The 21,283-nt window shown below is 37.5% G+C and carries 36 protein-coding genes and 1 pseudogene; 30 read left to right on the forward strand and 7 right to left on the reverse strand.

Annotated elements, in window-relative coordinates; all coding sequences use genetic code 11:
- Window position 1 precedes the first annotated feature (1 nt).
- Both BHU72_RS04470 and BHU72_RS04475 read left to right on the forward strand, forming a co-directional pair.
- On the forward strand, window positions 2-463 hold the full coding sequence (locus tag BHU72_RS04470; RefSeq protein ID WP_069701435.1) for a chemotaxis protein CheX: 462 nt from the start codon (window positions 2-4) through the stop codon (window positions 461-463).
- Between the two features lie 178 nt (window positions 464-641).
- A complete protein-coding gene (locus BHU72_RS04475) occupies window positions 642-920 on the forward strand; it encodes a spore coat protein CotJB (RefSeq protein ID WP_069701436.1) in 279 nt (92 codons plus the stop codon).
- Between the two features lie 112 nt (window positions 921-1,032).
- Here BHU72_RS04475 and BHU72_RS04480 read toward each other — a convergent pair whose 3' ends face one another.
- The 3 genes from BHU72_RS04480 to BHU72_RS04490 form a co-directional block, all read right to left on the reverse strand.
- Complete coding sequence (locus BHU72_RS04480; RefSeq protein WP_069701437.1) at window positions 1,033-2,553, reverse strand: recombinase family protein; 1,521 nt, start codon at window positions 2,551-2,553, stop codon at window positions 1,033-1,035.
- Window positions 2,519-3,040, reverse strand: coding sequence for an ImmA/IrrE family metallo-endopeptidase (locus tag BHU72_RS04485; protein WP_069701438.1), 522 nt, complete (start codon window positions 3,038-3,040; stop codon window positions 2,519-2,521). The genes BHU72_RS04480 and BHU72_RS04485 overlap by 35 nt, the downstream gene beginning before the upstream one ends.
- Before the next feature lie 69 nt (window positions 3,041-3,109).
- Entirely contained in the window at window positions 3,110-3,721 is a 612-nt protein-coding gene (locus BHU72_RS04490) for a ComEA family DNA-binding protein (protein WP_069701439.1), read from the reverse strand.
- Window positions 3,722-3,917: 196 nt separating this feature from the next.
- Here BHU72_RS04490 and BHU72_RS16495 point away from each other — a divergent pair.
- A pseudogene (locus BHU72_RS16495) lies at window positions 3,918-4,850 on the forward strand (DUF6731 family protein).
- 12 nt (window positions 4,851-4,862) lie between these two features.
- Complete coding sequence (locus BHU72_RS04500) at window positions 4,863-5,405, forward strand: hypothetical protein (RefSeq protein WP_069701440.1); 543 nt, start codon at window positions 4,863-4,865, stop codon at window positions 5,403-5,405.
- A 43-nt stretch (window positions 5,406-5,448) separates the two neighbouring features.
- Here the strand turns inward: BHU72_RS04500 and BHU72_RS04505 are convergent, their stop codons facing one another.
- From BHU72_RS04505 to BHU72_RS04515, 3 genes are all read right to left on the reverse strand, one after another.
- Entirely contained in the window at window positions 5,449-5,760 is a 312-nt protein-coding gene (locus tag BHU72_RS04505; RefSeq protein WP_069701441.1) for a hypothetical protein, read from the reverse strand.
- Between the two features lie 133 nt (window positions 5,761-5,893).
- Window positions 5,894-6,130, reverse strand: coding sequence for a hypothetical protein (locus tag BHU72_RS04510; RefSeq protein WP_069701442.1), 237 nt, complete (start codon window positions 6,128-6,130; stop codon window positions 5,894-5,896).
- 239 nt (window positions 6,131-6,369) lie between these two features.
- The gene (locus BHU72_RS04515; protein WP_069701443.1) at window positions 6,370-6,732 is read right to left on the reverse strand and encodes a helix-turn-helix domain-containing protein; all 363 of its coding nucleotides are present in this window, start codon (window positions 6,730-6,732) and stop codon (window positions 6,370-6,372) included.
- 182 nt (window positions 6,733-6,914) lie between these two features.
- Between BHU72_RS04515 and BHU72_RS04520 the strand changes: the two genes are divergently transcribed.
- The gene (locus BHU72_RS04520) at window positions 6,915-7,151 is read left to right on the forward strand and encodes a helix-turn-helix transcriptional regulator (protein WP_083248254.1); all 237 of its coding nucleotides are present in this window, start codon (window positions 6,915-6,917) and stop codon (window positions 7,149-7,151) included.
- A 13-nt stretch (window positions 7,152-7,164) separates the two neighbouring features.
- On the forward strand, window positions 7,165-7,311 hold the full coding sequence (locus tag BHU72_RS16015; RefSeq protein WP_218076097.1) for a hypothetical protein: 147 nt from the start codon (window positions 7,165-7,167) through the stop codon (window positions 7,309-7,311).
- Here the strand turns inward: BHU72_RS16015 and BHU72_RS04525 are convergent.
- On the reverse strand, window positions 7,308-7,502 hold the full coding sequence (locus BHU72_RS04525) for a hypothetical protein (RefSeq protein WP_069701444.1): 195 nt from the start codon (window positions 7,500-7,502) through the stop codon (window positions 7,308-7,310). The two genes, BHU72_RS16015 and BHU72_RS04525, sit on opposite strands and share 4 nt — an antisense overlap.
- Window positions 7,503-7,771: 269 nt before the next feature.
- Between BHU72_RS04525 and BHU72_RS04530 the strand changes: the two genes are divergently transcribed.
- The 24 genes from BHU72_RS04530 (at window position 7,772) to BHU72_RS04635 (ending at window position 21,184) form a co-directional block, all read left to right on the forward strand.
- A complete protein-coding gene (locus BHU72_RS04530; RefSeq protein WP_069701445.1) occupies window positions 7,772-7,975 on the forward strand; it encodes a hypothetical protein in 204 nt (67 codons plus the stop codon).
- Window positions 7,976-8,027: 52 nt separating this feature from the next.
- Window positions 8,028-8,219, forward strand: a complete 192-nt coding sequence (locus BHU72_RS04535) for a hypothetical protein (protein WP_069701446.1) — start codon at window positions 8,028-8,030, stop codon at window positions 8,217-8,219.
- Window positions 8,220-8,296: 77 nt separating this feature from the next.
- Window positions 8,297-8,809 (forward strand): hypothetical protein, encoded by a 513-nt coding sequence (locus BHU72_RS04540; protein ID WP_083248255.1) that lies wholly within the window; start codon window positions 8,297-8,299, stop codon window positions 8,807-8,809.
- On the forward strand, window positions 8,796-9,041 hold the full coding sequence (locus BHU72_RS04545) for a hypothetical protein (protein WP_141709247.1): 246 nt from the start codon (window positions 8,796-8,798) through the stop codon (window positions 9,039-9,041). Before BHU72_RS04540 ends, BHU72_RS04545 begins: the two co-directional genes overlap by 14 nt.
- 15 nt (window positions 9,042-9,056) lie before the next feature.
- Entirely contained in the window at window positions 9,057-9,326 is a 270-nt protein-coding gene (locus BHU72_RS04550) for a hypothetical protein (RefSeq protein ID WP_069701449.1), read from the forward strand.
- A complete protein-coding gene (locus BHU72_RS16370) occupies window positions 9,319-9,444 on the forward strand; it encodes a hypothetical protein (RefSeq protein ID WP_301553487.1) in 126 nt (41 codons plus the stop codon). The genes BHU72_RS04550 and BHU72_RS16370 overlap by 8 nt, the downstream gene beginning before the upstream one ends.
- Window positions 9,445-9,624 (forward strand): hypothetical protein, encoded by a 180-nt coding sequence (locus BHU72_RS04555; RefSeq protein WP_069701450.1) that lies wholly within the window; start codon window positions 9,445-9,447, stop codon window positions 9,622-9,624.
- A 12-nt stretch (window positions 9,625-9,636) separates the two neighbouring features.
- Window positions 9,637-9,789, forward strand: a complete 153-nt coding sequence (locus BHU72_RS15770; protein ID WP_176720397.1) for a hypothetical protein — start codon at window positions 9,637-9,639, stop codon at window positions 9,787-9,789.
- 95 nt (window positions 9,790-9,884) lie between these two features.
- Entirely contained in the window at window positions 9,885-10,142 is a 258-nt protein-coding gene (locus BHU72_RS04560) for a hypothetical protein (protein WP_069701451.1), read from the forward strand.
- Between the two features lie 12 nt (window positions 10,143-10,154).
- On the forward strand, window positions 10,155-12,137 hold the full coding sequence (locus tag BHU72_RS04565; protein ID WP_069701452.1) for a coiled-coil domain-containing protein: 1,983 nt from the start codon (window positions 10,155-10,157) through the stop codon (window positions 12,135-12,137).
- A 1-nt stretch (window position 12,138) separates the two neighbouring features.
- Entirely contained in the window at window positions 12,139-13,038 is a 900-nt protein-coding gene (locus tag BHU72_RS04570; RefSeq protein WP_069701453.1) for a recombinase RecT, read from the forward strand.
- Window positions 13,031-13,738, forward strand: coding sequence for an MBL fold metallo-hydrolase (locus BHU72_RS04575; protein WP_069701454.1), 708 nt, complete (start codon window positions 13,031-13,033; stop codon window positions 13,736-13,738). Before BHU72_RS04570 ends, BHU72_RS04575 begins: the two co-directional genes overlap by 8 nt.
- A 14-nt stretch (window positions 13,739-13,752) precedes the next feature.
- Window positions 13,753-14,226, forward strand: a complete 474-nt coding sequence (locus tag BHU72_RS04580) for a hypothetical protein (RefSeq protein WP_069701455.1) — start codon at window positions 13,753-13,755, stop codon at window positions 14,224-14,226.
- 19 nt (window positions 14,227-14,245) lie between these two features.
- Window positions 14,246-15,097, forward strand: a complete 852-nt coding sequence (locus BHU72_RS04585) for an LvrA C-terminal domain-related protein (protein ID WP_069701456.1) — start codon at window positions 14,246-14,248, stop codon at window positions 15,095-15,097.
- A 2-nt stretch (window positions 15,098-15,099) separates the two neighbouring features.
- On the forward strand, window positions 15,100-15,642 hold the full coding sequence (locus tag BHU72_RS04590; RefSeq protein WP_069701457.1) for a replicative helicase loader/inhibitor: 543 nt from the start codon (window positions 15,100-15,102) through the stop codon (window positions 15,640-15,642).
- Window positions 15,643-15,654: 12 nt separating this feature from the next.
- On the forward strand, window positions 15,655-15,939 hold the full coding sequence (locus BHU72_RS04595; protein WP_069701458.1) for a hypothetical protein: 285 nt from the start codon (window positions 15,655-15,657) through the stop codon (window positions 15,937-15,939).
- A 3-nt stretch (window positions 15,940-15,942) separates the two neighbouring features.
- On the forward strand, window positions 15,943-16,215 hold the full coding sequence (locus BHU72_RS04600) for a hypothetical protein (protein ID WP_069701459.1): 273 nt from the start codon (window positions 15,943-15,945) through the stop codon (window positions 16,213-16,215).
- On the forward strand, window positions 16,212-16,418 hold the full coding sequence (locus BHU72_RS04605; protein WP_069701460.1) for a hypothetical protein: 207 nt from the start codon (window positions 16,212-16,214) through the stop codon (window positions 16,416-16,418). The genes BHU72_RS04600 and BHU72_RS04605 overlap by 4 nt, the downstream gene beginning before the upstream one ends.
- 30 nt (window positions 16,419-16,448) lie before the next feature.
- Window positions 16,449-16,829 carry a hypothetical protein gene (locus tag BHU72_RS04610; protein WP_069701461.1) on the forward strand — a complete coding sequence of 127 codons (381 nt, stop codon included), beginning with the start codon at window positions 16,449-16,451 and terminating at the stop codon, window positions 16,827-16,829.
- 24 nt (window positions 16,830-16,853) lie between these two features.
- On the forward strand, window positions 16,854-17,885 hold the full coding sequence (locus BHU72_RS04615) for a hypothetical protein (protein WP_069701462.1): 1,032 nt from the start codon (window positions 16,854-16,856) through the stop codon (window positions 17,883-17,885).
- A 134-nt stretch (window positions 17,886-18,019) separates the two neighbouring features.
- Window positions 18,020-18,421: a nucleoside triphosphate pyrophosphohydrolase family protein gene (locus tag BHU72_RS04620; RefSeq protein ID WP_069701463.1), complete on the forward strand. Its 402-nt coding sequence runs from the start codon at window positions 18,020-18,022 to the stop codon at window positions 18,419-18,421.
- 20 nt (window positions 18,422-18,441) lie between these two features.
- The gene (locus BHU72_RS04625) at window positions 18,442-18,945 is read left to right on the forward strand and encodes a Holliday junction resolvase RecU (RefSeq protein WP_245671855.1); all 504 of its coding nucleotides are present in this window, start codon (window positions 18,442-18,444) and stop codon (window positions 18,943-18,945) included.
- Window positions 18,942-19,757: an MmcB family DNA repair protein gene (locus BHU72_RS04630; RefSeq protein WP_069701465.1), complete on the forward strand. Its 816-nt coding sequence runs from the start codon at window positions 18,942-18,944 to the stop codon at window positions 19,755-19,757. The genes BHU72_RS04625 and BHU72_RS04630 overlap by 4 nt, the downstream gene beginning before the upstream one ends.
- A complete protein-coding gene (locus BHU72_RS04635) occupies window positions 19,757-21,184 on the forward strand; it encodes a DNA cytosine methyltransferase (protein WP_069701466.1) in 1,428 nt (475 codons plus the stop codon). The genes BHU72_RS04630 and BHU72_RS04635 overlap by 1 nt, the downstream gene beginning before the upstream one ends.
- Window positions 21,185-21,283 lie beyond the last annotated feature (99 nt).

A 21,283-nucleotide genomic window follows, 5' to 3' on the forward strand; every position in this document is an offset into this window, starting at 1 on the left:
AATGAAAGCGGAATATATTAATCCCTTTTATACGGCTACGAACGACGTATTTCGCATGATGCTAGACTTAGATGTACAAAGAGGCAAGATTGGTCTAGTAGAAGAAATGGTTTCAAGTAAAGAAGCGAATGTATTACTCGGTGTAACTGGGGACTTAAAAGGGAGTATTTTATTTAGTTTTCCTAAAGATATGATATTGGAAATGGTACGAATTATGTGTGGAATGAAGATGCAAGAAATCGACAGCTTCGTATCCTCTGCACTCGGGGAAATTGCAAATATTGTTGGGGGCAACGCAATAACTAACCTTACCTCTTTGGGCTATACTTGTGATATAGTTCCTCCACAGATCTTCGTAGGACAATATCGATCTCTATCCATGGCATCACAAAAATCTCTTCAATTAACTATGGTTACTTCCATCGGTGAGTTTGAACTTAATATATTCTTAAAAGAGAGATAATTACATATTGATAGATTTTATAAAAAAACGGAAGGTATATCGTTTCTAGATATATTCTTTCGTTTTTTTATGATGCCCAAATTTTCGTGGTCAAGCTACTGATAGCTGGGTTTTTGCATACATTATTCTAGGCTATAGATAAAAGTCTAGAAAAATTGAAACGGAGGAATTTATAGCTATGAGCACTGCAAGCACGAACTCATGCAATAAAGTGTCTAAAGAGAAACTGCTAAGAGAAATTCAAGAATTAGAATTCGTAGCAGTAGAACTCACCCTATATTTGGATATGTATCCAACAGATAAAAGGGCTGTATGCCAATACAACATGGTTTCGGAGAAAATGAACAGACTGAAAACACAATATCAAATGGAATTCGGCCCGTTATATAGTTTTGGAGAGTTTCCAAGCAAATATCCATGGGAATGGGTTAGAACGCCTTGGCCGTGGGAACTATAGGAAGCCATTTTTAAAAAGGAGGAACAATTACTGTGTGGATTTATGAAAAGAAATTACAAATACCTGTAAGAGTTGAAAAATGTGATATGCAAATGGCTAAGTTTTTAATTACTCAATATGGTGGAGTAATATCTATCTTTTGCCCCTCATAAATCGTTACAGATTGCACCATATCACGAATAGCACTTTGTTTTGCCTCTAATGAATCACTGCATAGAGTAGAAGAATAATATGTAACTTTGTCCTGAATCCTTTTTTTAATTTCTTCCGGACTTAAATTATTGGCCAAAGTCTCTATCAATTGGCTTCTTCTCTGCTCAAGTTCTTTCTGCTCTTTATTTAAACGATCTTTAGCCTGTTTTAACAAATCAATTGACACTATCCCTAATTCATATGCCCTAAACTGCTTCTGAAAGCGCTCATCAATCAATGATAAATTCTTCTCAACATGCTTTAATTCAGATTCTATTTGCTGCCGGTTGGATAATTCAACTTTTAAATCACCAACAAAATCAGTTTTATCAAGATTCAGTAATTCATTGATTACTGCTGCTTCTAATTTTTCAACATGAATAAAGTGGGAAAAGCACTGGCCTTTCTTTACATATCCTGAGCAATGGTATTTGGGTATTATCGTATACTGTTTATTTGCTATAATCCGTGGTTTAGCACTCATTCCATACATCTTTTCACCACAGTGTCCGCAGTATACTATTCCTGATAACAAATATATACTCTTCTGAGTTTGGACTGGAACGCCTTTAGTTTTTAGCAACTTATCCTGTAACTTCTCGTATGTTTCATTATCTAATATTCCTTCATGTGTATTTTCGACCAAAAGCCATTCGTCCTGAGGTCTTTCAATTGTTTTTTTGCCTTTCTTGTAAGTACGGTTCCACCAACTATTGCCTCGGAGCATTTCATTATTTTCATAATAGATTCGTACTGCTTTAGCCGTCCACATGTTTCCTCGTTTAGTAAGAATCCCACTCTCGTTAAACATTTTTGCTACAATCCATGGCCCTTGGTCTGAGATAATCATTTCAGCACCTTTTATAGCCCAAATAGCCTCTTGTTCATTTATGCGTATCTCACAATTACCACCAATACCATCTTTCTTAGATGCAATTTTACCAGTCTCAATATCTACAAGGTCAAAACCATAACATGGCTTATTAACTGGCTTACCTTCTTTAGCAATGTGGTACATGTTATCACGTACACGCTCCGCAATTCGTTCACGTTCAAACTCTGCTACAGCGCCTAACACTTGCAATGTTAATCTTCCGGCCGGCGTATTCGTATCAAAAGCTTCACTCACAGATACAAAAGAAACGGAATGGTCCTGAAAAAAATCGATGAGATTCAATAAGTCTAGCAATCGACGACTCATACGGTCCAGCTTAGTGACCATGACTTTAGAGATCTGCTTTTGTTTTACCATGTCTATAATTTCATTAAGTTTTGGACGGTCAATATCTTTAGCCGAATAACCATCGTCAATAAATAGCTCGTAATGGTCCCATCCTTGAGCAATACAATATGCTTGCAAGCGTGTCTGCTGCTCTGATATGGAGAAACCTTCGCGTGCCTGTTCATCAGTCGATACTCGAACATATAAGGCTATTTTCATGACCGTTCAACTCCTTTGACTCTTTATATAACAAAATCCTATTTTTTATCTGCTCTAATCTTTTCACAACCAATGATTCTGTGACGGTAAAGTTTTCTGATAGAAAAGGTACTATGTCGTATTCATTGAGATCATAGTGCTGCAGCATGTAATAGGGGAGAGTAGCGTACATTGCAAATGTATTCGCTTGGTTCTCCTGTAATTCCAAGAATGCCTTTGGTAACATATAATGCTTTCCACAATGTCGTAATAAGTGGCAGAGTTCATGGAAGAATTCTTCATGTTGCTGCTCTTTTGAAAGCCTACTATCAATTGTGATACTTCGGAAACGCACTTGCTCTAATGAATGGCTTGGAAGTTCTTTATAATTGAGAAATATACTGAATTCACGGCATATTCTTACTGGATTTATGTCCTCAGGAGATACAATTTTCAACCAATTATATTTCTTGTAAATCCAATCTTCTAAGTGGGTTGTTTTATACATTATATCACTCCGTTTAGAATATATGTTCGCTTTATAGGTAAAAAGAAAAGCCTTTCGGCCTTATGGTAATTAGTTTGCACATGCAAGTCCTTCTGCTTTTATGTCAGCAACTCTTTGCTTTGCAATGCCATTGATACGATCTAATTGATCTAACGTTGCATATGGTCTGTTTTTTATTAAATCATCAACCCTTTTTTCGTCAATATGAATTATATTCATCAACTCTTCCCTAGATGCAGTATTGACGTTTATGGTGCCAGGAGGGCAATCTTGTTTCGGTTCAGCAGCAGGCTGTGTAGTTACTTGTGCTTGTACTGGTTCCTCTTTTTTAGTTTCAGTTGCTAATTGAGTAGCTACTGGAGCCACAGGTTGTTCCTTCTTAACTTGAGCTAGTACTGGTTGTTGCGCAGAAGTATCTGGGGTAGTAGTTGCAGGTGATACAGGATTAACAGCTGGTTCTTCTTTCTCAGTTTCTACAGCTGGTTCTTTAGCAACTTCAATATCTCCAGTCGAATCTTCACCTGGCTTGTCCAATTCGCTATTCGAATCACTTGGTACTTGAGCCTGATTTAGTGATGCTGTCTCTTCTCCACCACCGATGGCACCAATTATCAAGAATCCAGCGATCAACCATACCCACCACTTTTTATAAAAAGGTTTTTTAGTTCTCTCTTCTTGCATCAATATCTCTCCTTTATAAATCATTCGAAAGCCTGTCTTATGTTACTACATTTTACAGCATATCGATGGTAAAGTTCAGAACTTTCGTTCGACATAATTCGACATGAATTGTCGGAAAGTGTCGAATGAATTATGTATATTTTTTTCTAAATATATTTTATTCTTGTTTAATAATATATAGTAATGGAGGATAAAAATGACAACTAGGAAAGTTCGATTTGAATATTATCATGTAACATTTAGAAAAAAATCAGATGGAAATAATGATAGAGATAGAGAATTTGATTTAGTGAGATGGATTGACAAAGCTACTAAAAAATCACTAGAAGGTAGAACCTATGATTATAAAGATGAACAAGCAAGATTAGAACAAGGTTATTGGGATGATGAGCTTCAGTATTATTGTTTGCATTTTGTTCGTCTTAGAGATACCAATATACCATCTAGAGCAAAAGCAAACGAAAAGGTAGAACCAATTGAGTTAGAAGATGACGAATACATTGGTGAGGAAGTATCGGCGCTTTATGATGAAAATCATCATATTCTTATGCTTCAGAGAAATAAATATAGTTTAGGTCCACAAGGTATAGAGGAATACTTAAATCTTGTCTGGGATAAAGAAGATGAAACAATTTATCTAAGAGCAATATGTCCACCTGATGCGATTGAATTAGCAAGAAAAGCGTCAGAGTATAGACGCATCAATTTGAGGTTAGCGGACATAAACACACGTGCAAGTGAATCGATACTAAATAGCTTAAAATCACCTTTATGAAATATCATCTCTTCCTTTGAAGAATATAATGGGATAAATGCTCAAATAATTATAAGTGTTGGAACAACAAAAGGATCCTTGGATGATTCAACGATACAAGATACTTTGGATGATATACAAGAATATAAGGGGCTTTTTTCCAAAGCGGAAATATCAAAAAAAAATTGTGAAGATACGCGTGTGGAAATAATTGATTTGTTTGAGCATAAGGCCCATGATATATGTACTTTTAGAATGGAAAGAAGAGAATCACTTAATCATTTGTCTATTGCTAAAGAAATGTGGATGATTTATAGTCAATATGAAGACTGCGAAAATAGGAGAAGTGAGATAATTAACTACTTAAGATGCTAGGAGGTTGGTAGCATGAGAAGTACCTTTGATGATATGATAAAATTAGTTGCAGATTGGGTATTTCCTCTATTAATTGCATCCGTCTTGTCTTATATAACATATACATTAGGTTTTGATAACCAAGTGAAAAATGTTGATAAATTATTCGATAATGCAATAATGTTCTCATCAATTATTTTGGGTTTCTTAGGGGCTTTATTAGGAATTTTAGCAACTATTAGAAATTCAAGTGTTGTAAAAGAGATATTTAATAGCAATAAAGAAAATATAATAAAGCGATATTTTTATGAAGCATTTATTTCTGGTTTCATGATAGTTTTGCTTTCTAGTATATTACATATAGTTTTGGAAATGGACAGATTGGTTACTAAATTTCTTTTCATAAGCTGGTATTTTTCTGTATTTTATTTTGCCATATCGGCATATAGAATAATTAATATTCTTATGGGAATATTGTTTGTTAGCAACAAAAACAAATCACGTCCTGATAGCAATAGGATTGGTGACAGTGCAGAAAGAGAAGAGTTAAGAAAAAAGTTAACAATTAAGAAATAATCACCAATAAAAGAAGAAAGCAGCCCATGCGGAGCTGCTTTTTTTAATTAATTTGTAAAATCAATAGAAAGCCTAGGAATAATATGATTGATATTACCAAAATTGCAATCACAGATCCCTTTATTTCTTCTCCTGAAGGAGTATATCTTACAGGAATCTTTCTACCATCTCTTAAAATCACGTGTGACACCTTATAACATTTTCTGTATCTAGTAATACCAGTACAGAATGCAGTAGGTCCTGCTTTCCCAAGATATTGTTCTTTCCATGTTTTGTATTTGTATTCTACTATATCATTACCATACATTTCTTTAATTTGAGCAAAAGCCTTTTCATCTGTCTTATCTATAGGCATAAATTAACCCCCTATACTACAAATTTCGACAAACCCATATAAAGCACAAAAACGACAATCCACGAAGGAAGTCGTTTTTTCTGTTCGCTATTCTTTTATTCTGCATATGTTTTATTATTTTATTAAAGTGATACTAAACAGGTCTTCTTCTTATAGAACGAATAGCAATCTCATGCTCACCAATGATTTCATTAATAGACTTTTGGTCATCCAGTATCAATCTGACATTATCGCCAGTCTCAGTAATAGCTTGCGTAATATAGGGAAGATCAGCAACATCATCCTTGGTAGCCATGGTAATCTCAATATTCGCAACACGTGAATTAAGCTTTTGCAGTTCGCTAAGAATTAGATCCAATTTGTCACTCATCTTAATCATCCTTTATAAGTTTACTTTCTTTAATAAATCTATTCTATATCAACAATAGCTTTTTATAAAGTTTTATTATTTTATTATCAATATAATAGCTTTACTAGCGCCAGTAAAGCGCACTAGGTAGTTTAACTATTGTACATCGTTAGTTTTCTAAATCGTAGAACAGTTGATTTTACTAAATTCACATATATTAACGCAATTTTATTAGCTGTTAACCAGTAATATTTATAACTTTACTTTTGACCGTTTTCATTATTCTTCTGCTCAGCCATATGCAGTAGGAACTTTATATGTTCTCTAGCTTTTACTTTATCCTCATCAGACAATTTCTCATAGTCCTTGAAAAACACATGAGCATCCTCTGGAAGTCCCCAGTCATCAGTGTCAGCAGGGGATGGGTTGTCCGTTCTACCGAGTAAATAGTCTACAGTAACCTCGAAGAAGTCAGCAAGTTTATTTATCATTTCATTATCAGGTTCATTAATGTTGTTTTCATATTGAGAGATAGTAGATTTCGCTAAACTCATTTTGTCTGCAATATCTTGTTGGGTCATTTTTTTTAATTTTCTCAAACCTCTTAACCTCTGACCTAACATACTAGCACTTCCTTAATATTAATTTTATACATTATTAAACATTGTACACGATAAATGAACATTGAATAAATAACTATAAAAAAAGTTCATGAAAAATGTTTTTTTCTGTTGACATTCATGTTTCGTGAACTTATAATAAGGTTATAAAAGTTCATGGTTCATGAATACAGGGGGTGAACACTTTGAAGAACATTAGACTTAAAGAAGCTAGAAAAAAGAAAGGTTATACACAAGAGCAAATGGCATCATTTCTAGGTTATAAGTCGAAAAGCGGTTATGCAAATATTGAAACTGGGATAAACAAACCACCGTTGATGATAGCACATAAAATTGCACAGTTACTTGATCAAGAAGTTCAATACCTTTTTTTTGAAAATGAAGTTCACGAATCACGAACAAATCGAAAATCAACCGCATGAAAGGGTGAAGTAATTGGATACTAATCGGAAAGATATTATGGAAACGCTCCAAGAACAATTTGAATTGCTTGCAGAGCGTTCCAAAAATTGTAGCGAAGATGTATTACCCAGCTTGTCCGGTGTGATGCTGGCTATCTATGTAGAACTTAATAAACCCTAAAAAGCTCTGACAGTAATTGTCTTGTTAGATTTAGGCTCACTAAATCTCTTACTAATTTTTTCATAGACTTCATTGTACTTGTCAACAAGTTCTTCTGGGCTAAGGTTTGATAAGTCTTGTTTTTCTAAATAAAGCATTGTTAGAGCAGTTGTTTTCCCGTAAGGGAATGTCTTTAAATCTACATTGCTCATACATTTTCCTCCTCTCTTAACTTATTCGGTATGCCAGTACCGTAACTACAGTATAGAAAAGAATGGAAAATATCTCAATGATTTACTAGAATCAAAAATCCAGCGCATGAAAGGGTGAGAGAATGATTCATCATTACATCACTAAGTACGAAGAAAATGGAACTAGATTTGCTGAAGCTTGGATTCAAATCAATATCCTTCGTTACTGCTTCTGTCTATTTAAGAAAAGAATTAAGATATAAAGCCACTGCGCATGAAAGGGTGAGTAAATGAAAATCAAACATCTGTGTTTAGCAAACGGTGACGAATATCGTGATATCACCGTAGAAATGGACGAGCAACAATTACTCAAGGCTATCGATGATGAAGTGTTTATTAAAGTTACTTGCACCAATGGGACACAAGTATTACTTAACCCAAATTTTGTATTATCAATTGAAATTGGAGAGAGCAGAAAGTTAACAGCTATCTAATAGGGCAGTCCTCATAACCTAGTTGCATATATAAATAATGGGAGGGGTGAATATGACTAAGAAACTTAAATCACGATCCAACGAACCTATAATCATATTGCCACCAAAAGTCTACATTCGGGAAACTGGTGAAACGGTCCCAATGACAGACGAACATCGGAAGATACTAGCAAAACGGAAAGACCAATTACTCATAAATCTAGCAAAACAAGAGGTAATGAAAGAATTGGGATATGGCTCTTAGGAGCCACCAGGACAAGCCTATAATTTAATACTACTAGATACCCTCATAGATATAGGCAAAGAGAGGGGGTGAAAACATTGGGAGTTGGTAAAGTCTTTCAAGAGGTTCGCAAGAAACATTGCTCACAACTGCAATTTGCTCTGGATAATAACATCGTTCGTGAATCAGTAAGTGCCTATGAAACAGAAAGAGCTAGATTACCGCAAGATATTAGCAGAAAAGCAATACAAAGGTTTGATAGTCCGCGTTTAGCTTTTGAAGTAGCAAGTCAATACACTGGAGGTTCTTGGCTTACTTGGCTTGATGGAAACAACGTAGATCTTCATAGAGCAAGTGTTAGGTCAAAAGTGAAGGAAGAACTTAGAGAGGCACTAGATGCAATTGCAGAAGTCTCATTGGCTAATCATCCTCATGCAATGCAGGATTTTGAGCGCAGAAAGCTAGAGCACTCCATTGAGCAGTCAATAGATGCAATCTATGCGCTATCGATGTATGTTGCTAGGGTCTGCGAGGATTATGGTTATAGCTGGCAGAGGAAATGGGACAAGCACCGTCAGAAGTTAGTTGCAAGACGGTATGTCAAAGCATAAAGGTGGTTGTGTGAACTATAAAAATGTCAAAGGTTTTATTAAGTTAACGAGAGAACAGCAGCAAGTGCTGATTAGCACGCACACTAAACATCAGAGCATACTCGGTATGGATCAGAAATATGGTTACACACCAGTTGAAGTTAAGGCTGCTAGTAAATTAAATTCAAGCGTCATTGTGAAGTTTCAGAACGGCGAATGGATGCATTACACGGCCAGTGGTGACTGGTATTAGGAGGGAAGGAGAAGGATGGACAAGCTGATTATTCGTAAAAAGATACTTCGGCAGCAGTTCACAGCACTCGCTAATCGTTGCGGTCAATGCTTCGAAACAAAGAAGAAAGAGTTTGACCAGGCAAGAGTAAAAGGTCAGAGAACACAATACTTGCAGAGTCAAGACGATTGCTATCATGGCTGTGAGTTACATAAAAAGATTCGTGAAGTAGAAGATGAACTTAGTCATGTTAAGAACATGATTCATGCTTACAAATCAAATGAGAGGGTGATAAAAGGTGCTTAAAGTTAGAGGAAATAGCGAAATGATTACAATTGGCCAGTGTGTTGATATGTATGAAGAGGCTGGGGTTGCAACAATTGGAGTTGATGGTCAAGTTTACTTAGAAATGGAGGTTATATAGATGGGTCAGGTTGTGATGTTGTTTACCAAGAATCGTGAGCAGTTGATAGATCGCATTAACAGCTTACATTATGATGCGATTGAGCTTCTTGATAAAGGTGATGTTGATGGTCACAAGGCAAAGATAGAGCATATTGCGGAGCTTAGTAAAATGATTCGGCAGTATGAACCGATTGCGTAGGGGAGAGTTAACTTGTATATAAGTAAAGTCAGAGAATTACTAATTATACTCAAAAGAGTAGGTCCGTTACTAACTAAAGATGAAATTATCGCTATAAGTACCATATTATTCGGGGTCTTATGTAGATTGGAAGCAGATTATGAGCCAGACGAGAAAGAAAAATAGCCCTGCTCGCAACAGGACTATATCGGGTACTGCTATAAACGTTCAACTTGATTATATAACAGTATCCTCTAAAAAATCAAATGGAGGAATGAATGATGAGCGAATACAACGTTGTTAAAAGCGTTCAAGGGCAAAAAACATTATGTAAAGAAAGGCAGTTACCTCACTTTGCACCGAGTGACGGTAGATGTTGGTCTTGTAAGAGAAACATCTACGAAACAAAAGAAAATAAAATGCGAAATTGGCAAACTGGTGAAATTACAGGCACATACCTCACAGGAATTACAGTCGAACAAGCAAGCAAAGAATTAGTAACAGGTTGCCCGCATTGCAGCCGTAGTTACTGCGATTAGGAGGAATGAACAATGCAAATGAAATTAATCAATCTAGTTCTTAAGAACTTTAAAGGCATTAAGCATTTCGAATTAAATACCATTGGTGGTAATGCTGACATTTTCGGCGACAACGCAACGGGCAAAACCACCGTGTACGATGCATTCTTGTGGCTGCTATTCGATAAGGACAGTCAGAATAAAAAGGACTTTGCTATTAAAACACTAGATGAGCAAGGAAATGTCATCCATGGCCTAGAGCATGAGGTTGAAGGAACATTTGATGTTAATGGTAAGAGATTGTCACTACGTAAGGTCTATGCAGAAAAATGGACCAAGAAACGTGGTTCTGTGCATCAAGAATTTACAGGTAACACAACTGACTATTTCATCAATGACGTTCCAGTAAAAAAGAGCGAGTACACAGATAAGATTGAGAGCATTGCAAAAGAAGATATTTTCAAACTATTAACATCCCCAACGTATTTCAATGAACAACTGCACTGGCAGGACAGAAGAAAGATTCTCCTTGAGGTTTGCGGCGATATTGCAGACCAGGACGTAATCGCATTAAATGAAAAGTTATCAGTGCTAGCATCAGTCCTTGGAGAACGCTCCATTGACGAACACAAGAAAGTCATAGCTTCACGCAGAAAGAAAATCAATGAGGAACTTGAGAAAATCCCAGTACGCATTGATGAAATCAACCACAACTTACCTGATATATCAGGTCTAAATCAAAACGAAATCACATCCGAGATATCCACTCTAAAAGAACAAATCCAGTTAAAGAATGATGAAATTACACGCATCCGGAACGGTGGCCAAATTGCAGAGAAACAAAAGCAGATTCGAGAAATTGAGTCTGAAATGATTGCTGTTAAGAACGAATTGACGCAGGCTACTAATGCAAAGCTTCAAACAAAGCAACGTGAGTTGTCAGAGATAAATTCTAAGATTTTAGATTTAGATAACCAGCAAATAGCAAAACAACGGTCAATTGGAAATATTGAAAATGAAATAAAGATTGCAAGCGAGAAAAGAGAAAAGCTAGTCGCTAAATGGTCAGAGATCGATTCAGAAGTATTCTCTCATTGTCAAGACGAGAATTGCGCTACATGCGGTCAAGCATTACCAAGTGAACAGATTCAACTTGCAAAAGAAAAAGCCGTTGCAATATTTAACAAGAGTAAATCTGAACGATTAGAAGCAGTAGAGGGCGAAGGTCTTGCTGCTAAAAATCAGATTGAGAAGCTAGAAAAGCAATTGGATACAGAGAAGTTCCAGATCGCAACACTGCAAGGGACCATTACTAAGCTCAATAAAGATAGAGAACCATTGCAGGCTGAAATTGAATCTATTAAGGAACAAGCTAATGAAGCTGCACATGACTCTAGACTTATTGAATTGAATGAGCAAATTGAAGTTCTAAAGGTTGAAATCGTTGAACTAAATACATCAGTCGATGCAGAGTTAGCAAAAGTCAGAAGTGAGATTGCAGAACTCGAAGGCAAGAAGTGTGATTTCGAATCTGATTTGATGAAATTCGAGCAAGTTAAGTCAGCTACAAAGCGCATTGACGAACTGAAAGCAGAAGAACGAAATCTGGCCGAAGAGTTTGAAAAGCTGGAGCATGAGTTATATCTAGTTGAAGAATTTACTCGAGTAAAAGTCGCTATGTTGGATGAAAAGATCAATAAGAAATTTAAACTTGCACGCTTCAAGATGTTCGAAACACAGGTTAATGGCGGACTTCAAGAAGTATGTGAGACTCTATACAATGGTGTACCTTATTCCAGTGGCCTAAATAATGCAGCACGTATCAATGTCGGAATCGATATCATTAACACACTTTCACAACACTATGGATTTAATGCTCCTATATTTATCGACAATCGTGAATCAGTGACAAAGCTTGCTGAAAGTAATAGCCAACTGATTAGCCTTATTGTGAGTGGTTTGGATAAGAAATTGCGTGTAGAAACTGAGAATCGTGATATGAGGGAGGCAGTATAGTATGACTAATATTTCTATAGTTAAAAAAGACACGGTTGATATTGTAGCAGCGAAGGTAAAAGAATTCCAAGAACGTGGAGAACTACACTTCCCTGCTAACTATAGCCCGGAGAATGCAATGAAAAGCGCTTGGTTGATTCTCCAAGAGGCTAAGACAGGTAAAAACGAAGGTTATAAGCCTGTACTTGAAGTTTGCTCCAAAGACTCAATCGCTAATAGCCTGTTAGATATGGTTGTTCAAGGATTGAATCCTGCTAAGAAACAAGGGTACTTCATAGCTTACGGAAAGCAGCTCATATTCCAACGTTCTTATTTTGGCACTATGGCCGTTACGAAGAGAGTCACAGCAGCCAAAGATATAGATGCATCTGTAATCTATGAGGGTGACGAGGTTGACTACGAGATCATAAACGGACGTATTAAAAACTTAACCCATAAGCAGAAGTTCGGTAACATCAATAAAGAAAAAATTCTAGGCGCATATTGCATGATTACCTTTTCAAATGATGAGGTCTACACAGAACTAATGACCATGGATGAAATAAGAAAAGCCTGGTCCAAATCTCAAATGTGGGGAAAAGACCAAGATACAGAGAGACAGGGCAGCACGCATGATGATTTCAAACAGGAAATGTGCAAAAAAACGGTCATCAATAGAGCTTGCAAAAAGTTCATGAACTCCAGTGATGATAGTAGTCTGATAATGAAACACTTTAGACGTTCTGATGAGGCATTAACTGAGGCTGAGGTTGAAGCTGAAATATCTGAGAATGCCAATAGTGAGTTTATCGATGTTGAGAGTGAGCCAATAGACGAAGATTCTATAGAGCTGCCAGAAGGTATTGAACAGCAACAAATGACCATAGAAACATCCCAGCAAAGGAAGCCTAGCTTTGCTTAACATTAAGGTATTAGCAAGCAGTAGCAAAGGGAACTGCTATCATATTACGGATGGCAGTACTCCCTTGCTCCTGGAGTGTGGAATTAGCTTCAAAGAGATTCAGAAAGGGCTCAATTTCAAAACATCGGATATTCAAGGGTGCTTAATATCTCATGAACATAAGGACCATTGCAAGGCAGTGAGTGACGTTATAAAAGCAGGAATTGACGTATACGCATCACAGGGAACCATAGGGGCTATGAATGTATCTAGTCACCGATTAAATGTCATACAGGCGAAAAAACAGTTCAATATCGGCACCTGGACCATATTGCCGTTCCAGACCGAGCATGATTGCGCTGAACCCTTAGGATTCCTACTCACAAATCAAGCTGGTGAGAAGTTGTTATTCGCCACAGACACCTACTATGTACGATATAAGTTCCGTGGGCTCACACATATTATGATTGAGTGTAATTACGCAATCGATATCCTCCGGAAGAATGTAGAAAATGGGAAAGTTCCAGCTGCAATGAAGGACAGGCTTTTCAAATCGCATTTCAGCTTGGCGAATGTTAAAGAGTTCCTAAGAGCCAATGATTTGAGCATGGTGCAAGAGATTTATTTATTGCATTTAAGTGATGGTAATAGCGATTCTGATAGATTTAAACGGGAAATACAAGAGTTGACAGGGAAGATTGTTAAAATAGCAGGATATTAAAAGGAGTGAATACAATGTCGCCAGATCAAGTAATAAAAAGGGTAGCTGAACTTGGTATAACTATTTCTAGACGAACTCTTAACAATTATGAAAAGTGGGGTCTAATATCACCAGTAACTTTCAGGAATAGTAGGAAGGCTATATACCCAGAGATTGTGGTAGTTGAAGTAGCTGCAGCATGGCTTTTTCTAAGAAGAATCCCTAGACCAGAGATAAAGTATGTAGCATTACTAAGGACTCTATTTTATAGTCCCGTTAATGATATAAAAGATCACTTGCAGAATCATCCGGAACATAAAGCTTTAGTTTTAAGCGATTATTTTAAATTCTTCAAGCCTAACAAAAAAGATCTTGCAAAATTAGCATCTAGAATTATTTCAGATTTCACAAACAATCCTATTGGATTCAACATAGAAAAACATTTGACTGATTTCCACTGTAAGTTGGTTAAGGACTTAGATGCTTATGCAGAATTACTAGATTACTAGAAGGACTGGGGAGGATTTAATGCCAAACCGAATACTCAAAGAAAGCATATGTACCAGCGACACAATAGAAGAACTTACATTAGAGGAAGAAATATTCTTTTATCGACTTATTGTCACCTGTGATGACTATGGAAGGATGGATGCTAGACCTTCCATACTCCGTGCAAGGTGTTTTCCTTTAAGGATTGATAGGGTAAAAGATTACGATGTAGAGTTTTGGTTACATAAATTCCATTCCGTTGGTTTAATCACACTCTATCAAGTTGAAGATAGACCGTATTTACAGATGAAAACTTGGAACGATCACCAACAAATAAGAGCACACAAAAGTAAGTATCCTGCACCTGATATCAACGGAAATCAAATGATATCAGGTGATATCAAATGTTACCGTAATCCAATCCAATCCGAATCCAAATCCGAATCAGAATCAGAATCCAAAAATAATATGTGTGCCGATGCACACGCTAGTGATTCACAACCTGAGGGAGCGCAGTCCAAAATTGTGGCTGGCAAGGGCAAAGATAAAGCCCCGGCTGGGAAATCAGGAGAAGAATACACGCAAGAGTTTGAGGAATTCTGGTCATTGTATCCACGAAGGATTGAGAAGAAGGCTGCATATAAGGCTTGGAATGCTCGTTTAAACGAAAAAGAGCACTATGACAACATGATATCGGCTGCTAGGAACTATGCTTTGCACTGCCAAGATCACTGCACGGAAGACAGGTTTATTAAACATGCAAAGACGTTTCTTGGCCCTAGTAAACCGTATCAAGAGTTTGTCAATGGTGCACCACTTATTGCTAGTAATCCTGGTAAGAAAATTCCACGTGCTTTTCAGAGTTTAAGAGATTGGGCAGAGGGGGAATAAATATGACTCGTAAAGAGATTATGCAACTTCTTGGAATAGCTACTGCCAACTTTCCAAGTTTACAGGAGAAAGATTTAAAGCCAACAGCGATTCTGTGGGAGAAGACATTGTCAGATGTGCCTTATCAGGTTGCAGAAAATGCACTAATTAAGGTGTTGTCAACATCGAAATTCTTCCCAACAGTTGCTGAAATCCGTGAGGCAATAGTTGCTATAACTGAGCCTAGAAAGCTAGATGCAATTGAGGCTTGGGACTTAATTGTTCAGGCTATCAGGAAATATGGGTTCTATCGCGAACCACAGGCTATGGAGTCATTACCAGAAGACGTAGCAAGAATGGCTAGACGTTTTACATGGCGCGAGCTATGTCACAATGAAAATCCTGATACCTTGCGTGCTCAATTTCGAATGGCATGGGAGACTGAGTCTAAGAGAGAAAAAGAAATGAGTGTTCTACCAACGGACATAAGAGAGTTGATTGGTACGGTATCCAATCAATTAGTAATGGATAGGCCACCTTTAAGGTTAGTAAAGAAAGTTGATTAGTGGGGTGATCAAGTGGATATCATCCAAGAGATACAGAACAAATATGACGGTACCGTAGGATCAATAAGAGTAATTCGTCAGAGATTAAGAAGAAATGGTCTAACACTCCAGCAGTGGAAGCAGCTTAAGGATTATGCGCTAGGTAATTATTCAGGAAATACGCGAAATACGAAAGCTGAAAAGCAGTTATCAAAATACCTTGCATATGCTGCTAAGCAAAAACGATTGAGTGCTGATGATATAGGCAGGATTATGGAGATTGTCAGAAGTGAAAATAAATTAGTTAGGCAGGGATAATATATGGCAATACCAACAGCAAGTTTCCCAAACTCCCCAGGATATCAAGGGGAAAGTGGAGTGTATATAGTTCTTGAGGACCTAGATTTTATCTGGAGCAAGCAGGATATAAAAGTGGTTCGGCAGTTGTGGAATGAAAATGTGAGCATAAAAGAAATTTCTAAACAAGTAGGCCGTGAAGTAGACGAGGTTGCACTATTGATTATGGACCAAGCACGTAAAGGAATCATCAAGAAGCGCAAGAATGGTGTTTGGGGTGAGGTTGATGCTGCGTGAATTCGGCAGTAACTGAGGACACCAAACGTCAATTAAAGCCCGGGGATATGGGTTATTACATTGAGGGTTCGGGCGAATGGTTTGAGACTGAAAGCGGTATGATTGAAAGTTGCTTGGAATCTGGAATGACGTTAGAAGAAATTGAAGCTGCTCGAGACTTAGAAAATGGATATATCTATTGGACCGAGTATGACGGTACGTGATTAGAATGCGTAGTAAAGGATGATTTTAAAATGGGAGAAAACATACCAAGCCAACTGCAATGTGTATACTGCAAACGGAATCATACTCATGGAGGAGAATGCCATAAGCCTAAAAATGATATTAAGGGGTGTTTGATATTCTTACCAGACGAAAGAGGCTGCATTCGATCAAAAGATACAAGGCTAACATTTCCTATATTTCATAAAATACCACCGTTACGAACTTGGGATAGTGATTGGGAAATTGGTGGGATAGATACAAAAATAAGAATCAACAGAATTCACGGTTTTGATTGGGATGTCCCGAAAGGCAAGTTAATTGTATATTGCAATATAGACTATTTTATAAATGAGTATCACCCAGAGTTTAAACATCCTACGAGTAAACCAACTTTAACATTGATTAAGTGATTAGAATGTGCAGCAGAAAGGGAGATGGGAAAATTGCAAGTACACGAATTTATGCAGAGGCAAAGTTTGCCTTATGAAGCTAAAATAAACCACGCAATAATAAAAGCCCAAGAATTTTATGACCGTATGGATGGCGAAGTATATGTAAGTGTTGGCGGGCTAGATTCTATTACTTTATTACTTTTTTTAAGAGAACATATTTCAAGAGATATCCCTAGCATTTCAGTTTCTGTTTTAGAGGATATTAGTATTCAAAAGATTCATGATGAGTTGGGAGTCATCAAACTTAAACCAATTAAAAGCAAGACACAGGTAATTAGAGATCATGGATACCCTGTGATAAGTAAGGAGAAAGCGAACAAAATAGAACTATTGCAAAACCCAACGGATAAAAACACAACTGTCAGAAATGCAATAATGACGGGAGATACTGGCGAGTATGGAGGATGGAGAAAGGGCACGAGAATGAAATTACCACAAAAATGGCTGGAGTTGTTTGGTGGTCCAGAGAATCATAAATACGGAACCACGTATAAAACTGCACCATTTAAAGTTAGTAATAAGTGCTGTCATTATCTAAAAGAAAAGCCATGTGATAACTATGCAAAGTCAACAGGTAAAAAGCCATATCTTGGACTAATGGCATGTGAAGGTGGTCAAAGAGAAAAAGCACTAATGAAAAATGGGTGCAATTATTACGGAAAGACTGTGACTAGAAGTTGCCCATTTGCTATATTCACAAGGCAAGATTTATTGCAGCTTTCTCTAGATCTGAAAGTTCCTGTACCAGAAATTTATGGAACTATTGAACGACACGATAATGGAACCTTATACACTACTAGGGCACAACGTACAGGATGCTCAATGTGTGGATTTGGTATTCATATCGAAAAAAGACCACATCGATTTGACAGACTTCGAGAGGACAATCCGAAGGAATGGAACTTTTGGATGTACACAATGGGATGGGGAGAAGTACTGACTTATATTGGTGTTGAATGGGAAAATGAGTATCAAGAGGACAAGCAATTAACACTAGAGTCTGTTGCGCAATAATAAGACACAACGCATCAAAGGAGCAACAATATGACCGAAAAATCATGTGCAACATGTATGAACGTTAGCAAATGTATGTTTGCTAAAACAAAGCCTCCGATTAAATTATTCTGCTGGAAAGGGTGGTTGAAGAAGTGAAAAGCATAACGGATCTAGTTAAAAATGCACATATTACAGCAGTATCGAAAGGTTGGCACGAAAAAGAAGTGAGCTTTGGAGAGATTATCTCTCTTATGCATTCTGAGTTATCAGAGGCTGTAGAAGAGTTTAGACAAGGTAAAGATTATCAAGTGATTTATTGGGAATGCAAGTCAAAAGATGTATGTCCAAATCGTTGTGATGGAGTATGCGCGCTTGAGTACCCTGCTGATTGCATCAATGCAAAGCCGTGTGGAATACCGATAGAATTCGCTGATACAGTGATTAGAGTATTCGATGCTTGCGGAAAGTACGGAATAGATTTAGAGAAAGCGATTGACATCAAGATGGCATATAACATTGGTAGGGGATATCGTCACGGAGGTAAAGTGATATGAATTCCTTTGCAAATCGCGGGATGAGCTTTGAGGCATTAATAGAATACACCAATAAACTCTATGAGCAGACAGGACGGGCGATAGTAACGAAGAGGCCTACTCCAGTAAAGGTGCTTAAGCTTGTAAATGGCCGAATCAAAGACGGCTGGTTTGAGAAACCTTCTACCGTGGATTACGAAGGTACTTTCCAAGGACGGTCAGTAAACTTCGAGGCTAAGTCAACAAAGGAGCTTACAAGGTTTGATTTGAAGAACATTCATGATCATCAGGTGCAGCATCTTAAGAAATGTCATGAGCACGGTGGGATAAGCTTTATCCTAGTTGAGTTCAGAACACAGCGTAAGACTTTCTTGATGCAGTACGAAACATTTGCAGGCTACTGGAGCAGACGTGTCAGGGGTGGCACAAAGAGCATTAGTTTTGATGAATTTGAGCACACGGCGTATGAAGTGCCGAGGGGTAAGGTGCCAGTGGATTACTTAAGTGTAGTGCAGAAAATATGGGAATTGAGGGAAGTGTCGTGAGCGATAAGATTGCACGTCATATCAAAAAAGTAAGTTCACATCATATCAAGCTAGCACTAGAAAGAAAGCACCAAGATGATTTTTTCATGACTGAGGTCAAAAACGGTCCTACTCATGCAGCTGGTAAAGGCGAATTACTGATAATGGATGCAGTAGCAATAAAGAAAAGCTGGGCAAATCCATGTATCACTGTTTATGAGGTTAAGGTAGATCGTCAGGACTTCTTGCGTGATGATAAATGGAGAGGGTACACGAATTATGGCCATCAATTCAGCTTTGTATGTCCTACTGGTTTAATAGAACCACAAGAGCTGCCAGATGATGTTGGATTGATTTATTACAATCACGAAAAGCAATCGCTATATACTAAGCGCAAGGCACACTACAAGAATATCGAAATATCAGTAGATATGCTGATGTATGTGATTATGAGTAAGCTTCAATCAGACCGTTACCCGTTCTTTTCATCGAAGCAGGAATACTATGAGCAGTATGTGCAAGATAAGATTTCTAAAAAAGATTTGGGATGGAAAGTTTCATCTAAGCTAGTACAAGACATGGTAAAGATGAATAATGAACTGAATAGATTGAAGAACGATTTAGAAGATACCAAGCACTACAAAGAACAATTAGAAAAAGTTAAATCAATAATTCGTGATTATGGGATTCAAATCAATCGCTGGAACGGCTGGGAAGAAGAATTGAGAAATACTTTAGCCAGTAGTATGCCGCCAAATGTAATGAATGCTGTTGAACTGATTGCTAGTAATGCGGAGAGACTAAAGCAACTGTTGAAGAAGGAAGTGTCGTAATGAGATCAAATGAAATCATCGTAGATAATTTTGCAGGCGGTGGTGGAGCATCTACGGGAATATCGCTAGCAATTGGAAGATCAGTTGATATAGCAATCAATCATGATCCATCTGCCATTTCTATGCATAAGGCGAACCATCCGGAAACAGAGCATTACTGTGAGGATGTTTGGGATGTAGATCCAGTGAAAGCATGCAAGGGTAGACCAGTGGCATTAGCCTGGTTTTCTCCAGATTGCAAGCATTTTAGCAAGGCTAAAGGTGGAAAGCCAGTAGATAAAAAAATCAGAGGGCTAGCGTGGTTAGCAGTAAAGTGGGCTAAGGCGGTAAAGCCAAGAGTGATAATGCTTGAGAATGTCGAAGAGTTTAAAACATGGGGGCCGCTAAAAGAAGGTCGTCCAGATCCAGAACGCAAAGGCGAAACATTTCAACTATTCGTAAAATCATTGAATAAGTTAGGTTACAAAGTAGAATTTCAAGAATTAAGGGCATGTGATTTTGGCGCTCCGACAATAAGAAAAAGGTTTTTCATGATTGCACGTTGTGATGGACGACAAATTAAATGGCCAGAACCAACGCATGGTGCTCCTGATTCTCAGGAGGTGCAAGCAGGATTATTAAAACCTTGGAGAACTGCAGCGGAGATAATTGATTGGTCAATTCCATGCCCTAGTATATTCGATAGGAAAAAGCCACTGAGCGAAAATACGCTAATAAGAATAGCTCGGGGAATTAAGAAGTTTATTATAGAATCGGAAAATCCGTATGTGCTAGATAACAAGTCTTTATTCTTACAGCATTATTATACACATCAAGGAGAAGAAGCTAGGGGAAGTAGTTTAAATGAACCGATATCAACTATACCAACAGCCAACAGGTTTGGGTTAGTATGTGCCTTTATTAGCAAGTATTACGCTGGATGCAGTAGGTCAACAGCCTCAGGTTTGCATGATGGTCTACACACGATTACAGCTAGGCCAACTCACTCGTTAGTGACAGCGTTTATCTCACAGCAATATAAAACATCAATTGGCCACAAAGCGGATGCACCACTTGGAACTGTAACGACAGTCAATAAGGCAAATCTAGTAACAGCATTTCTGCTTAAATATTACGGTTCTGACATTGGACAATCATTAAATTACCCACTTCATACAGTTACAACTAAGGATAGGTTTGGCTTAGTGACAATCAAAGGAATGGAGTATCAGATTATGGACATAGGAATGAGAATGCTGCAGCCTAGGGAGTTATTTGATGCTCAAGGATTTCCTAAAGACTACATTATTGAACATGACAACGAAAGGAATCCAATTAACAAGACTGATCAAGTAGCCAAGTGTGGAAATTCAGTACCACCAGTATTTGCAGAGCATCTAGTTAGAGCGAACTTACATGAGATATGCATAGAGAGAAAAGCAGGATAATAAAAAAAGCCAGGATTCCTCCCAGCGATTGGCTAAATCGATTATAACATATTGGGGGAATTCCTGTGCGACTTTCTGAACTTAATATAAAAGAAAATT

The sequence above is a fragment of the Desulfuribacillus stibiiarsenatis genome, from assembly GCF_001742305.1.
GTDB classification, from domain to species: Bacteria; Bacillota; Bacilli; order Desulfuribacillales; family Desulfuribacillaceae; genus Desulfuribacillus_A; species Desulfuribacillus_A stibiiarsenatis.